Raw genomic sequence first — 13,742 nt, forward strand, 5'->3', positions numbered from 1 at the left:
TTGGGCAGCGCACCTCTCGCACCCTCCGCCAAGTGATCGCCCCATCAGGAGTTCCCCTTCATGCGCCTTCGTCAAATTGTTTTGCTGGTCTTGCTGGCCCTGGCCATCGGCGCTTTTGTCGCGCTGGATCTGGGCGCGTACCTCAGCTTTGAGCAGCTCAAGGCGAGCCAAGCCCTTTTGGACCAGCGCTATGCACAGCAGCCGGTGTTGGTGGCGGCGGTGTATTTTGGGGTGTATGTCTTGGCCACGGCGCTGTCGATTCCGGGCGCGGTCATCATCACTTTGGGCGGTGGGGCGGTGTTTGGCCTGTGGCAGGGTTTGCTGCTGGTGTCGTTCGCCTCCACCTTCGGTGCCACTTTGGCTTTTCTGGCTTCGCGTTTTGTGCTTCGCGAGTGGGTCGAAGCCCGCTTTGGGCAGCGCCTGGCCGACATCCACTCGGGTGTGGACAAAGAGGGCGCGTTTTATCTGTTCACCTTGCGCCTGATTCCGGTGGTGCCTTTTTTCCTGATCAACCTGCTCATGGGCCTCACGCGCATGAAGACCTGGACGTACTACTGGGTGAGTCAGCTGGGCATGCTGGCGGGCACGGCGGTGTATGTGAATGCGGGCACGCAACTGGCGCAGCTGGACTCGGTGCGGGGCATTCTGAGCCCGGCGCTGTTGGGCAGCTTTGTGCTGCTGGGCATCTTTCCCTTGTTGGCGCGGCGTGTGGTGGCGACCGTTCAAAAGCGAAAAGTCTATGCCCGTTGGGCCAGCGTGCGCCCCAAGACTTTTGACCGCAACCTGATCGTGATCGGCGGCGGTGCTGCGGGTTTGGTGTCGGCCTACATTGCCGCCGCCGTCAAAGCCAAAGTCACTTTGATCGAGGCGCACAAGATGGGCGGCGACTGCCTGAACTACGGCTGCGTGCCGAGCAAGGCCTTGATCAAGAGCGCCAAGCTGGCCCACCAAATGCGTCATGGCGCGAAGTACGGCCTGAGCGACACCGCGCCCAGCTTCAGTTTCAAGGCGGTGATGCAGCGCGTGCACGACGTGATCAAAGCCATCGAGCCGCACGACAGTGTGGCGCGCTACACCGGCTTGGGTGTGGAGGTGCTGCAGGGTCACGGCAAGCTGGTGAACCCCTGGACAGTGGAAGTGACTTTGAACGACGGCCAGGTGCAGCGCCTGAGCGCACGGAGCATCGTGATCGCGGCGGGCGCTCGCCCCATCGTGCCGCCTTTGCCGGGCCTCGATGACGTGGGCTACCTCACCAGCGACACGCTGTGGGACGAGTTGGCCAAGTTGGACGATATTCCGAAGCGCATCGTGGTCCTGGGCGGCGGGCCGATTGGCTGCGAGCTGTCGCAAAGTTTTGCCCGCTTGGGTGCGCAGGTCACGCAGGTCGAAATGGGCGAGCGCATCATGGTGCGCGAGGACTTGGAGGTGTCTGCGCTGGCACGCGACGCGCTGAAGGCCGACGGCGTGCGGGTGCTCACCGGGCACCAAGCGCTGCGCTGCGAGCGCCGGGGTGAGGACAAAATTTTGGTGGCCTCTTCACAAGGCCGCGAGATGGAAATTGTTTTTGACGCCTTGGTTTGTGCCGTGGGCCGTGTGGCCCGTCTGCAAGGTTATGGCTTGGAAGACATTGGCGTGCCCACGCTCCGCAAGAACTTCACCATTGAGACCAACGAGTACCTGCAAACCATTTACCCCAACATTTACGCCGCAGGCGATGTGGCCGGGCCTTACCAGTTCACCCACACGGCCGCGCACCAAGCTTGGTATGCGGCAGTCAACGCGCTGTTTGGCGACTTCAAGTCCTTCAAGGTCGACTACCGCGTGATCCCCTGGGCCACGTTCATCGACCCCGAGGTGGCGCGTGTGGGCCTGAACGAACAAGAGGCGCAAGCCCAGGGCATCGCGTACGAGGTGACGAAGTACGGCATCGACGACCTGGACCGAGCGATTGCAGACAGTGAGGCCCATGGCTTTGTGAAAGTGCTCACCGTGCCCGGCAAAGACCGCATTTTGGGCGTGACCATCGTGGGCCCGCATGCAGGCGATTTGCTGGCCGAATACGTGCTGGCCATGAAACATGGCCTGGGCCTCAACAAGATTTTGGGCACCATCCACATCTACCCGACCATGGCCGAGGCCAACAAGTACGCGGCCGGTGAATGGAAGCGCGCCCACGCGCCGCAAAAGCTGCTGGCCTGGGTGAAGAGGTTCCACGATTGGCGGCGCGGATGAACCCGCGCTTCAAACCCGTCTCTGCGCTGCTGGCGCTGGGCTTGGTCTGGGGCACGGCATCTGCCTTGGCGCAAAACCTGTCGCCTTTGGTGCCCGGCGATGGCGCTGCGCCCAGCACATGGCGCTTTGTGGGTTTCCCCAAGTCCAAGGCCGACATCCCACACACGCGCTTTGAAGCGGCCGTGGTTCAAGGCGAGCGTGCACTCAAGGTCAGCACCCGCGCTTCGTATGGCACCTGGGTGCACGACCTGCCCAAAGTCGAGCCGGCTCGCTTGCAATGGCGTTGGCGGCTGGACCAGCCGCTGACCTCAGACAAGGGCGGCCAAGTTGTGGCCGATATCCAAACCAAAGCCGGTGACGATGCGGCGCTCAAAGTGTGTGTGATGTTCGACCACCCGCTGGAGCGCGTGCCCTTTGGCCAGCGCACCTTGCTGCGCATCGCCCGCAGTGTGAGTGGCGAAGACCTGCCCGCCGCCACGCTGTGCTATGTGTGGGACAGCGGGCACCCGGCTGGATTGCAAGGCCCCAACCCTTACTCACAGCGCGTGCGCTTCATCACGCTGCAAGGCAAGGGTGCGCCGCTGGCCCAATGGCAAACCGAAAGCCGCGATGTGGCCGTCGACTTTGCCAAGTTGTTTGCGGACGAGCTGCCCCAAGGCGCGGCCGTGCCGCCTGTGCGCGCCGTGCTGATCGGGGCCGACAGCGACAACACCGGCAGCCACAGCGTGGGCTGGGTCGGTGCGATCGGCTGGCTGCCCTAGCGGGTCGGCTGGACGCTCAGGAGTCGGCCTTGAAGCCCAGCGCCGTGACCAAACGACGCGCCATTTCAGAGTCATCGGCCAAACGGCGTGTGTGTTCGGCCGTGGTGCTGGCTTCGAGGTTGGCGGCCAATGGGGTCACAAAATCACGGATGTCTTGCTGGCCCATGGCCTGGCGCAGGGCCGCATTGAGGTTTTGCTTGACCGCATCGCTCACCCCGGCAGGCGCGAAGAAACCAAACCATTCGCGCACCTGCAATTCGCCAAAGCCTTGCTCGCGGTAAGTGGCCACATCGGGCGTGAAAACCGCCCGATCAGGACCAGAGGTGGCCAAAATCCGGATCTTGCCGCCTTTGTGGTGTTGCACCCAATCGCCCAAGGGCGATGACATGCCCGCGAGCTGCCCGCCCATGACTTGTGGAATCGCGGGGCCAGAGCCTGCAAAAGGAACGTTGGTGATTTGGAAACCGCCCAACATGGCCAAGCGGCCCGCCAGCAAATGGGGCATGGAGCCCGCCGCAGGGTTGCCGATGCTGGCTTTGCCTGGATTGGCCTTGGCCCATTCAACGAAGTCTTTGATGTTTTTGACCGAATCGGGCACAGCAGGTCCGACCACAAAAGCATGGTCAGTGGAATGGCCAATGCCGATGGGGGAGACGTCGGACTGCGCGTAACTCAGCCGGGTGTAGGAGTGCGGGTAAATCGTCAGCATGGACGCGGGCGAATACAGGATGTGGGCCCCATCGGCCGCTGCAGACTTGAGGGTGGTGACGCCGATCTGGCCGCCAGCGCCGGGTTTGTTGTCCACGATGACGTTGTTGGCGTAAGTGCCACGCATCTTCTCCGCGATGCGGCGGGCAAAGGCATCGGTCGTGCCACCGGGCGGAAAGCCCACAATGATGCGCAGATTTTCCAGGCGAGTTTGCGCAAAGTTGGGCAGATGGGCCAAGCCCAGCATGCCGGCGGCAGCGCCTTGCATCAATTGGCGACGGGTGGTCATGGATCGAAACTCCTCAAGTCGTGGAATGGAAAGAAACCTCCAGATTGAAGCACTTCATGCCGACGGCCCACAGAGGGTATTCACTGATCACAGGGCGGCCCGATCGCGCCGCTCGGCCACCTGCAGCAAGGTCAGTCTGGGGTGGGATAACCTGCGGGCGCCACCGCTGCGCCTTGGATTTGGTGACGAACAAAGGCTTGTGCGACCCAGCCGGATTGCTTGGCTTCTTCCACAAAAGCATTCAGTTGTTCACGCGCTGCGGCGCTGCGCTGGGCGGGCATGCCCATGGCTTGGTGGATGACCATGAAGCGGCCGGGCAACAAGCGCACACCGGGCAGGCGCTGGGCATCGGCTTGGAGTTGCTGCTTCACGCCTGCGGCCACTTCGAGTTGCTGTGCCATGAACACCTCGACCACGGCTGGCGAGCTGGGCGCGCGCACGATGCGGGCGTGTTTCAGGTGGCGGCTCAAAAACAAATCGTAAGCACTGCCGGCACCCACGGTCACGCGGTGGCTGGCCTGATCCACCTCGCCGTTGCTTTGCAGCGGTGAGTCGCTGCGCACCATGTAGGCCCCCTCAATCTGCACATACGGCGGCGAAAAATGCAGGCCCTCGCCCCGCACCGGGTCGATGGCAAAAAAGCCGATGTCGGCCTCGTCAGCGCGCACGCATTGCACCGAGTCGTCGGCCTTTTTGAAGATGCGCCATTCAATGCCCACACCCAACTGCGCCGCCAATGCGCGTGACAAGTCGGCCGAGATGCCCGAGGGCTCACCCGCCGCATCGAGCCCAGCAAGTACCGGGTTGCCCAAATTGATGGCCACACGCAAAGGGCCATGGGGGGCGATGAAAGGCGCCATGGCGGCGAGCGAAGGCGTGTGCAAATGGGCGTTCATGGGGTGTCGTTCAAGGTGGCCGTCTCAGGCCCAAGATCTTAAAAAACCAAGCCCTGCGGGCGGCTTACAGGTGCCCGGTTTTCACCAGAATCAAGCAGCCTTCACGGCTGAAGGGCTGGTGCTGGCTCATGTGGGGGCTGCGCAGCCAACTGCCGGCAGGGTAGTCGCCGTGTTCGTCCGAGAACACGCCCTCGACCACCCAGATCTCTTCGCCGCCCCAATGCCGGTGCGGGTTGAAGAAGGTGTGCGGCGCCCAGCGCACCAGGGCGGTGTTTTGCGTCTCGAAGGTGTTGAGCGGCAAAACCTTCAGGCCCTCCACCATGCCTTGCCGCCATTGACTGCGGCGCGAGTCAATGACCACGCGCTCGGCGTCGCGTGCGTCCAAGTGGCGCAGTTTGACGAACAAGGTGCAGCCGTCTGGTGAAGACGGCGCATGCGATGTGCCGACCGGGTTTTTGATGTAGGTGCCGGGGCCGTACACGCCGTGTTCATCTTGCAGCGTGCCTTCGAGCACCAAAATTTCTTCACCCCCGCCGTGCGTGTGGCTGGAAAATGCCGAGCCCGGTGCATAACGCACGATGGACGTGGCGCGCGCGACTTCCCCTCCGTCACGCTCGAGCATGCGGCGCGACACGCCAGAGGAGGGGGAGTCCACCCATGCGAGCGAGGGGCTGTAAATGGTGCAGCGCTGGGTCCGGTCGGCGTTGAGCGTGAGGTGTTCGGTGGTCATGACAGGGCAGGCCTTGAAGGCGCTCAGGTTTTCAGCAGCACAGGCTCGATGGCCTCGCCTTGCGCGGTGATGCGGCCGATGATGGCGGTGTGCGCATAGCCTGCGGCCTTGAGCGCTTGCACGCATGCCGACGCTTGGGCGGCGGGCACGCTGGCCAACAGGCCACCCGCAGTTTGCGGATCAAACAACAAGGGGTAGCGGGGGTCGCCCACAAATTCGTCGGCATTGCGCAGGGCGCGGCGCAGGCGCACATTCGCCGGCTGCAAAGAGCTGACGATGCCCGCCTGCACACAATCCACCGCGCCGTCGAGCAGGGGCAAGGCACTCAGCTGCAGCTCGGCGTCCACGCCGGACGGCCGCGTCATCTCGACCAGGTGACCCAGCAGGCCAAAACCGGTCAGGTCGGTGCAGGCGGTGGCGCCATGGGTGCGCAAAATGGCTGCGCCCCTTTGGTTGGACTGCACCATCGATTTGAGCGCCGCATCGATCCAGCGGCCCTTGGCCGCGTAGCGTGCATGCGCGGCAAACAAGGTGCCGGTGCCAATCGGTTTGGTCAGCAGCAGCACATCGCCCGGCTGCATCCCGCCTTTGCGCATCACGCTGTCCATCTTGTCGTCGATCAGGCCGTTGATGGCAAAGCCCAGGGCCAGCTCGGCGCCTTCGCCCGTGTGCCCCCCCACCAAGGCGCAGCCTGCGGCGTTCAGCACCTCGATGGCGCCGCCCATCATTTGGGTCAGCAGGTCTTCGATTTTGCGCTCCAGGCCCGGCGGCACCGTGACCACGGCGGTGGCCGTTTGAGGTTCGGCCCCCATGGCAAAAATATCACCCAGCGCGTGGTTGGCCGCCACTTGGCCAAACAGATAAGGGTCGTCGATGAAGGCCCGGAAGAAGTCCACCGTCTGCACCACCGCCATGCCCGGCGGCACGCGCACCACGGCCGCGTCGTCTGGCGAATGCAGGCCGATCAACACATCTGGCCGCTCCACGGGCTTGAAGCTCCCCAATGCGCGGGACAACACGCTGGCGCCCACTTTTGCCCCACACCCACCGCAGCGCATGGCGATGGCCGAGATGGCTTGCAGCGATTCTTCAGAAGTCAAGTTCAGCCGGCTGGTGGGGGCGCGGCCTTGGGCTTGGATGTCCTTGAGCAGTTGGCCCATCGACCCGATGGCGGTGCGCAAGGGGGTGCCCGGTGCGTGCCAGTCCACCACCGGCAGATCGGTGAAGCGGCGCATGAACGCGCGGTCGATGCGGTCCTTCCAGCGCCAAACCCAGCCGCCTGCAAAGCCCAGCGAACCGCGTGAGGCCACTGCAAAACGGTTGCCCGTCGAGATCAGGGCCAGCCAGTGGCGTTGCGGTTTGTACGCCACCCCTTTTTGGCCGCGCAGGCTGCGGCGCAAATTCTCGGCCAAAGGCTTGGCCATGCGCACGGCAAACACACCGGCTTTTTCCAGCGGGCGCTCCACCAACGAGGCAATGTCGCCCGCCGCAAACACCAGCGGATCGTTCAGGCTTTGCAATGTGGCTTGCACCAAAATGAAGCCCTTGTCGTCGAGCGCCAGACCGGTGCTTTGCAGCCAAGTCGGACCCCCTGCTTGCGTGGCCCACATGGTTTCGTCGGCGTCAAAGGTGCGGCCGTCCCGCGTGTGCAAGCAGCCGGGTGACACTTGCACCACCTCGGCATGCACATGCACGTCCACGTTGCGCTCTTGCAGCACCTGCGCAAAGCGCTGGCGCACGCCCGGATTGTGGGTGGGCAAGACCGAATCGCCCGAGGTCAACAGCACAAATTTCAGGTCTTCGGGGCTGCGGCCTAAGGCTTTGAGTTCGTTGCGCAATCGGTATTGCATGGACAGGACCAGCTCCACACCGCCCGCGCCCCCACCCACCACAGCGATCGTCATGCGACCGCGGTGGGCCTGCCACTGGCGTGCTTTGTCCAGCAAAGTCAGCCAACGCGCGTTGAACTGGGCAATCGGTTTGACCGGGACCGCCAAGGCTTGCGCATCTTCCACCTGCTGCACCTGCGGTGTGGAGCCGATGTTGACCGACAAGAGGTCGTAGGCCACGGGTGGGCGGTTCTTGCAAATCACGGTTTGGGTTTTGCGGTCGATGCCGACCACGGCATCGTGGTACAGCCGCGCACCCGCAAAGGCACACAACCGGCCCAGGTCGATGTGCACTTCGTCAAAGCTGTAATGGCCCGAAATGTAGCCCGGCAGCATGCCCGAGTAAGGTGTGTCGATGTCGGTGCAGATCACGGTGATGCGCACGCCCGGCTCGGGCTTCATGGCGAACATGCGCAGCACCCCCACATGGCTGTGGCCGCCGCCGACCAGCACCAGGTCGCGCAGCACGGGTTGATCAGATGGTTTCATCAAAGTGTCCAGAGGTCTTGCACCCAGCGGTGCAAGGCGGCACGTTCGGCCTGAGGTTCAAACAAGGGTGCGCGCAAGGCGCACTGATGCCTCAAGTGTGCCATCAGCGCATGACCGGTTTGTGGCGCTCGGCAGGCAAGCATTCCATTGGCCAAGGCCTGCGAGTTGCCGGGCTCAAAATAGCCCGCGTAATCCTCGCCCAGTAGACCCACATTGCCGTCGATGCGTGAAGCCAACACGGGCGTGCCGCTGCAAATCGCCTCCATCAAGACATGAGCGCCCCCTTCCAGTCGGCTGCTGTGTACCAGCAGGTGGGCGCGTTGAATGCGTTGCAGGGTTTGGCGGTGTGACAGTGCACCCAACCAGCGGTAATGGGGACATTGCGCCTGTGTGGCCACTGCAACCTGGCCTAGCGCAGGGTCGATCGCCGCCCCGATGTGGTCGATGAATACACCGGTATCTGGCGACAACAGGCGTGCCGCAGCCATGAGGGTGAGTGGGTCTTTCTCTTCTCTCAAATGACCCACCATCACCACGCGCAAGTGGCGTGAGGTTTTGGGCAGAGTTTGGCGCGTGCCAGTTGATTGAAAGATCACGCGGGCTTTGGATTGGTGCTGAGGCGGCAGGCTTTTCAATCCCAGACCTTGCAAGACCACCAGCGAATGCGCCAGGCCCAACGAGCGTTGCGCCTGCGTGTCGTGCGCGATGTCGCGGTACAGGTCGGTGCCGGTCAGTATCACGCCCAGGCCGCGCGTGCCACGCCGCGCGTGCCAGGCCTGCACCGAGACAGCCGAGCGGCGGGCGTGCAGGGCCAACATGACATCATCATCAGCCTGCGCGTCGGGCCACTGGCGCACGATGCGGACAGAGTGGGCAGACAACAACTGTTGCCAGCGCCGGGCGGTTTGCCAATTGCCGTTGTTGGTGTCGGCCAAGGCAGGGCTGACAATCACCACTCGAAGTTTTTGCATGGACGGTTTATACAGGGATAGCAGTACCTCGGCGGCTTTGGCCCAGGCTCTGTAACGCACCCGTTAGCGCGCGCTATCCCTGATGCGAGCGTTGCAAAACGCTATGCAAGATCCGTCCAACCCATGGCGGACATGACCCGTGCTGTGGGAGCGGGGTCGCATCGCCTGGTTTCGGGAGTTTTGGAAGGTGCGCACCCGCCGATGCCATTTGGGTACGCTCAGTGCCAGCGATGGCATGGGCTTTGATTGCCTCTGATGGCGCAGGTACCTGTCTTGCTGGCTGTGCACACCGAGCCCTTAGAAAGCGTGCGTTAAAAGACAACAGTCTCAAGCAACTCCAACGGATCCCCATAGTTTTGGGCCATTGCAATCACTTCCGGATCGCGGAGCGCGCACAAAAATCCCTGGTCGATCAGCCGGTTGTTGCCGGCGGTGACCGTGGCATCCAGGATCACCAAGTCCACATGAATGGGCGGCTCCTCCCAGTCGGGCATGGTGCGCCGGATGTAGTCGGCGGGTTTGACCAGATCAATGCCGAAGTGCAAGGCACCCGGGGAGTTGGAGCCGGCGGGGTAGATGGTGTGGCGTGGGGCCTTGGGATTGAACCCGCAGCCCCCTCCTTCGATCAACCTGCCGCCGATCAGCATCTCTCGCAGCAGTTGGGCCTCTTCGGTTTCACCACTGACATGGCTGATGTACTCGCCTTCAAAGAAAACGCCGATTCGCTCCTTGAAGGGCTCGGCAAAACCGACGGCCCATTGCGGATAAAGGACACCGCTCATGCGCGTGGCCACCGACATGTCGTTTTTGACTGAGTTGTGGTCCCAAAGGTTGGGGCCGTGAGAGGCCAGGTAGTGCACGTAGCAGCCGTCTTCCTCGGCGGTCATCTTGCCGCGCCAGCGGTTCGTGTTGAGTTGGTTGTCGCGCATCTCGGGTGTGAAACCGATGCGAAAGTCGCTGCCGCGTTCGTCGGTGAAGTGCAGATCGAAATCGGTCCCTTGTGGATACCGCTGTGCGGTGCATCGCGTGATTTCTCCCACCAAATCGATCGGAAAACGAGCTTGTGGTGTGTGCAAAAGATCAAGGTTGCGGAAGTAGGTGATCTTGACCCAGCGCTGTCCCTTTTTGCGCAGCGATAGGCAAAATGGGTCGAAGACGGAGCAAAACCATGTGGACACCACAAAGCTGGCACGCGCCAAGAGGGGTTGAACGACTTCGGGTATTCCGGTCACGCGGGAGCTGGGTTCCATGTACACGCGCACGGTGGCGCCGCGCGCTTTGGCATGGCCGTGGATCGCGTCGATGACCCGGGTGTCCAGCAAGGGGTCGGCCAAGACCAGCACCTCATCGCCCCTTCGAAATGCGAAGGTGCGCACGAAATTGTCCAGCGCTTGATAAAAATGCTTGGTGTCGGTGATGGCTGGTGCGAGTGGGATCGGCAGACCGGCGTAAGTGGGCGTGGCGTTCATGAGAGGGTCCGGTTGCGTGTGTTTCAGTCGATGGTCGCCCCGGCGCGTTTGACGGCCATGCCCCAGCGCTCCATTTCTGTGGCAATGAATCGACTCAATTCTGTTGGACTGCTGGGATAAACCTCACTGCCACGACTGGCCAGTTGTTGGCGTAATTCGGGGTTGCTCAAGGCCTTGTTCAGGGCGGTGTTGATTTTCTGGACAATGCCCGCTGGCGTGCCTGCGGGGGCAAAAACCGCATCCCAGGCCGTGACCTGAAAACCGTCCATGCCCGATTCGATCAGGGTGGGGATGTTGGGGAAACTGCCAAGGCGCTGCGCTGAGGTCACGGCCAGGGCCTTGACGCGATCGCCGCGCACTTGTGGGGCGGTGTTGGGCATCACGTCAATCATGAAGTCAACGCGTCCACCAATGAGGTCGATCATGGCTGGCGCACCCCCTTTGTAAGGGATGTGCACGGCCTCTACGCCGGCTTGTGCTTTGAACATCTCTCCAGTCAAGTGGGAGGTGGTGCCATTGCCAGCCGATGCAAAAGAAAATGAGCCTGGCTTTTCCTTCATCAATTTGACGAGCTCACCGGGGTTGCTGGCCGCCAGGCCAGGGCGAACCACCAGCATGGCCGGGATGCTGCTGAGTCGGCCCACGGCTTCAAAATCCTTCAGGGGGTTGAACCCCGTGTTTTTGTACAGGGCGTGGTTGATGCCATGTGTGCCATTGGTGCCGTAAAGCAAGGTGTACCCGTCTGGGGTGGCGCGCGAGACCATGACAGCCCCCACATTCCCGCCAGCGCCTGCAACGTTCTCGAACACAAAGTTTTGCCCCAGTTCCTGGGCCGCCTTGGTCAGGATGAGTCGGGCCTGGTTGTCACCGCCGCCGCCAGCCACAAACGGGATCACCACCCGGACGGGTTTATTGGGGTAACTCTCCACGCTGTTTTGTGCGAAAGCGCCGCTTGCAATCACACAGCAAGTGATGGCCATGAGCGCGCGTCGATTTTGAAATGCCATGAGTGTCTCCTGGGGTTTAATGCATGCAATCATAGAATGAATGATGTGATAAATGCAAATTTATGAGAAATTGCATGCAAAAAGGGTCGTTACACTCAGGCCATGGCCACCCAAATTCATCTTGTCACCCATGAACTTCGTCGCCGGATAGGTGCAGGGATTTACGCCCCGGGCACGCGGCTGGTGGAGTTGCAAGTGTCGGCCGATTTGGGGGTTTCGCGAACACCCATTCGCCTGGCTTTTGAAGAGCTGTCCAAGGAAGGGCTGCTTGAACGATTGCCCACGCGGGGGTTTCGTGTCAGATCGTTCAATGCCCATGATCTGGCCGACGCGATCGATGTGCGTGGTGTGCTGGAGGGAATGGCCGCCAGGTTGGTCGCTGAGCGCACCTTGACGGCGGTCGACCGAGAAATCCTGCAATCGTGTGTCGATCAAGGTCAGGCTTTATTGAGTCAAGCGTCAGAGAACAATTTCGTATTGGATTCACAAGCCTGGACGGCCATGAATGCACGTTTTCACGCCACGATGATTGCTGCTGCAGGCAACGAAGTCTTGGGCAATGCCATCCGTGAGATTGGCCAAATGCCCTTGGTTGGCGCTCAGGCCCTGAGTTTGCACGGCATTGCACCGCAACGGGAGTACACCTTTCTTCAGCGCGCCCAACTCGATCATGAGGATGTCCTGTCGGCCATTCTTGCAGGCGAAGGTGCCAGGGCGGAGTCATTGATGCGTGAACATGCGCGCCGCAGCCGAGACAACAAGCGCATCCTTTTGGCGGCGGCGCTGAGTCTGGGCAAGTGATGGTGCCCATCCCGCCTGAAGACGGGCATCGTGGATGAGCGAGCGCCAGCGAGCAGGTGATCGCCGTTGAAGTTCGGGTTAACCCGGGTCAATTTACTTAGATGACAAAGTATATTCGGGGTGTTGGTGACAAAGCTCACCCGAATTTTTGGCTCTAGGAGTATTGAAGAGATGTTGACGCCTGAAGAAAATGACCTGCTCTGCCGTGTAGAAGCGAAGGCCCCCATGGGGCAACTGATGCGCGAGCATTGGGTGCCCATTTGCTTGAGTGAAGAAGTTGAGGAGCCAGACGGGACCCCGGTAAAGGCCCGAATCCTGGGAGAAGACTTGGTGGTGTTCCGAGACACGGCCGGACAGGTCGGTGTGTTGGACGAGTACTGCCCACACCGCCGTGCCTCCTTGCTCCTGGGGCGCAATGAAGAAGGGGGTTTGCGCTGCCTCTACCACGGTTGGAAAATGGACGTCAAAGGCAAAGTGCTGGAGATGGTTTCAGAGCCGCAAACCAGTGAGATGGCCTGCAAAGTGAAGCAAAAAGCCTATCCGGTGCAGGAGTGGGGCGGGCTGGTGTGGGCCTTCATGGGCCCCCAGGACCGGGTGCCTGCATTTGAGCCACCGCGATGGGCGCCAACGGCGCAGGCGCGGGTGTCGATCGCCAAAGTGGTGGTGCCAGTCAATTGGGCACAAATCTTGGAGGGCGCCATTGATTCGGCGCACAGCTCAAGCTTGCACAGTTCGGACATGGTTCCTGCCCGAGTGCAAAGTGGCGAGGCGACCGATAAAAACTGGTTGCGCCCCTCGACCGATAAAGCGCCTCGGCTTCAGGTTCAACGCACAGACTATGGGTTCCGATACGCCGCCATCCGCAGGCCTATTTTCAATGCGCAAACGCATGATTACATCCGTACGACCGTCTTCGTTGCGCCCTGGACGGTTCTCGTTCCGCCCAACAATTTGTACAACGTCGCCAACGTCAATGTGCCGATAGACGACACCAACACCTGTTTTTACTTCATTGCATGGGGTCATCCAGCGCAGACACCAGAAACTGAAACCTGGCGCAAATTTTTGGGGCAAACGGTCGGTGTCGATCTGGACACGTACTACCGCCCACTGCGCAATTACGACAACCGTTTTTGGCAAGACCGCCAAGCCATGAAGGCGGGCAACTTCACCGGCATCAAAGGCTTTCCCAATCAGGACATTGCCATGTGGGTGACCATGGGCAAAATTGCCGACCGCAGCCAGGATCGACTGGGCGCGAGTGATCTGGCGATTGTCGAGTTCCGCAAGCAAATGGTTGAAGCGGTGAAGCAATATCAGCAAGACGCAACCGCGATTGGAACTGCAGAAAGACAAGTCCCGGCCCATGTTTGCGCTTATCAGCAGGTGCTTCCGAAAGCCGATGACTGGCGTTCGTTTGAGGGACGTTACATTTGGGACGATGCCGATGCTTCAGCCCAGAGTGACAACACTTACGTTGTCAAAGCTTGAGAAAGACCG

The 13,742-nt window shown here is 61.4% G+C and carries 11 protein-coding genes; 4 read left to right on the plus strand and 7 right to left on the minus strand.

All coding sequences use genetic code 11. The features are described from left to right. Positions 1–60: 60 nt before the first annotated feature. Both B9Z31_RS04050 and B9Z31_RS04055 read left to right on the plus strand, forming a co-directional pair. Positions 61–2,232 (plus strand): FAD-dependent oxidoreductase, encoded by a 2,172-nt coding sequence (locus B9Z31_RS04050; RefSeq protein WP_100118265.1) that lies wholly within the window; start codon positions 61–63, stop codon positions 2,230–2,232. Further along, positions 2,229–2,993 (plus strand): DUF3047 domain-containing protein, encoded by a 765-nt coding sequence (locus B9Z31_RS04055; RefSeq protein ID WP_100118266.1) that lies wholly within the window; start codon positions 2,229–2,231, stop codon positions 2,991–2,993. The genes B9Z31_RS04050 and B9Z31_RS04055 overlap by 4 nt, the downstream gene beginning before the upstream one ends. Positions 2,994–3,009: 16 nt before the next feature. Here B9Z31_RS04055 and B9Z31_RS04060 read toward each other — a convergent pair whose 3' ends face one another. The 7 genes from B9Z31_RS04060 to B9Z31_RS04090 form a co-directional block, all read right to left on the minus strand. Beyond that, positions 3,010–3,990: a tripartite tricarboxylate transporter substrate-binding protein gene (locus B9Z31_RS04060; protein WP_100118267.1), complete on the minus strand. Its 981-nt coding sequence runs from the start codon at positions 3,988–3,990 to the stop codon at positions 3,010–3,012. A gap of 131 nt (positions 3,991–4,121) precedes the next feature. Beyond that, a complete protein-coding gene (locus B9Z31_RS04065) occupies positions 4,122–4,886 on the minus strand; it encodes an ABC transporter substrate-binding protein (protein WP_100118268.1) in 765 nt (254 codons plus the stop codon). 64 nt (positions 4,887–4,950) lie between these two features. Further along, positions 4,951–5,616, minus strand: coding sequence for a cupin domain-containing protein (locus tag B9Z31_RS04070; RefSeq protein WP_100118269.1), 666 nt, complete (start codon positions 5,614–5,616; stop codon positions 4,951–4,953). Between the two features lie 23 nt (positions 5,617–5,639). Further along, positions 5,640–7,994 (minus strand): selenide, water dikinase SelD, encoded by a 2,355-nt coding sequence (gene selD, locus B9Z31_RS04075; protein WP_100118270.1) that lies wholly within the window; start codon positions 7,992–7,994, stop codon positions 5,640–5,642. After that, positions 7,994–8,965 carry a selenoneine biosynthesis selenosugar synthase SenB gene (senB, locus tag B9Z31_RS04080; protein WP_100118271.1) on the minus strand — a complete coding sequence of 324 codons (972 nt, stop codon included), beginning with the start codon at positions 8,963–8,965 and terminating at the stop codon, positions 7,994–7,996. Before senB ends, selD begins: the two co-directional genes overlap by 1 nt. Before the next feature lie 311 nt (positions 8,966–9,276). After that, positions 9,277–10,434, minus strand: a complete 1,158-nt coding sequence (locus B9Z31_RS04085; RefSeq protein WP_100118272.1) for a hypothetical protein — start codon at positions 10,432–10,434, stop codon at positions 9,277–9,279. Between the two features lie 23 nt (positions 10,435–10,457). Then, positions 10,458–11,441, minus strand: a complete 984-nt coding sequence (locus tag B9Z31_RS04090; protein WP_233200707.1) for a tripartite tricarboxylate transporter substrate binding protein — start codon at positions 11,439–11,441, stop codon at positions 10,458–10,460. Positions 11,442–11,543: 102 nt separating this feature from the next. Between B9Z31_RS04090 and B9Z31_RS04095 the strand changes: the two genes are divergently transcribed. Then, positions 11,544–12,242 (plus strand): GntR family transcriptional regulator, encoded by a 699-nt coding sequence (locus B9Z31_RS04095; protein WP_100118273.1) that lies wholly within the window; start codon positions 11,544–11,546, stop codon positions 12,240–12,242. Between the two features lie 171 nt (positions 12,243–12,413). Continuing rightward, positions 12,414–13,733 (plus strand): Rieske 2Fe-2S domain-containing protein, encoded by a 1,320-nt coding sequence (locus B9Z31_RS04100; protein WP_100118274.1) that lies wholly within the window; start codon positions 12,414–12,416, stop codon positions 13,731–13,733. Positions 13,734–13,742: the final 9 nt, after the last annotated feature.

The sequence above is a fragment of the Limnohabitans sp. G3-2 genome (assembly GCF_002778275.1).
GTDB lineage: Bacteria > Pseudomonadota > Gammaproteobacteria > Burkholderiales > Burkholderiaceae_C > Limnohabitans_A.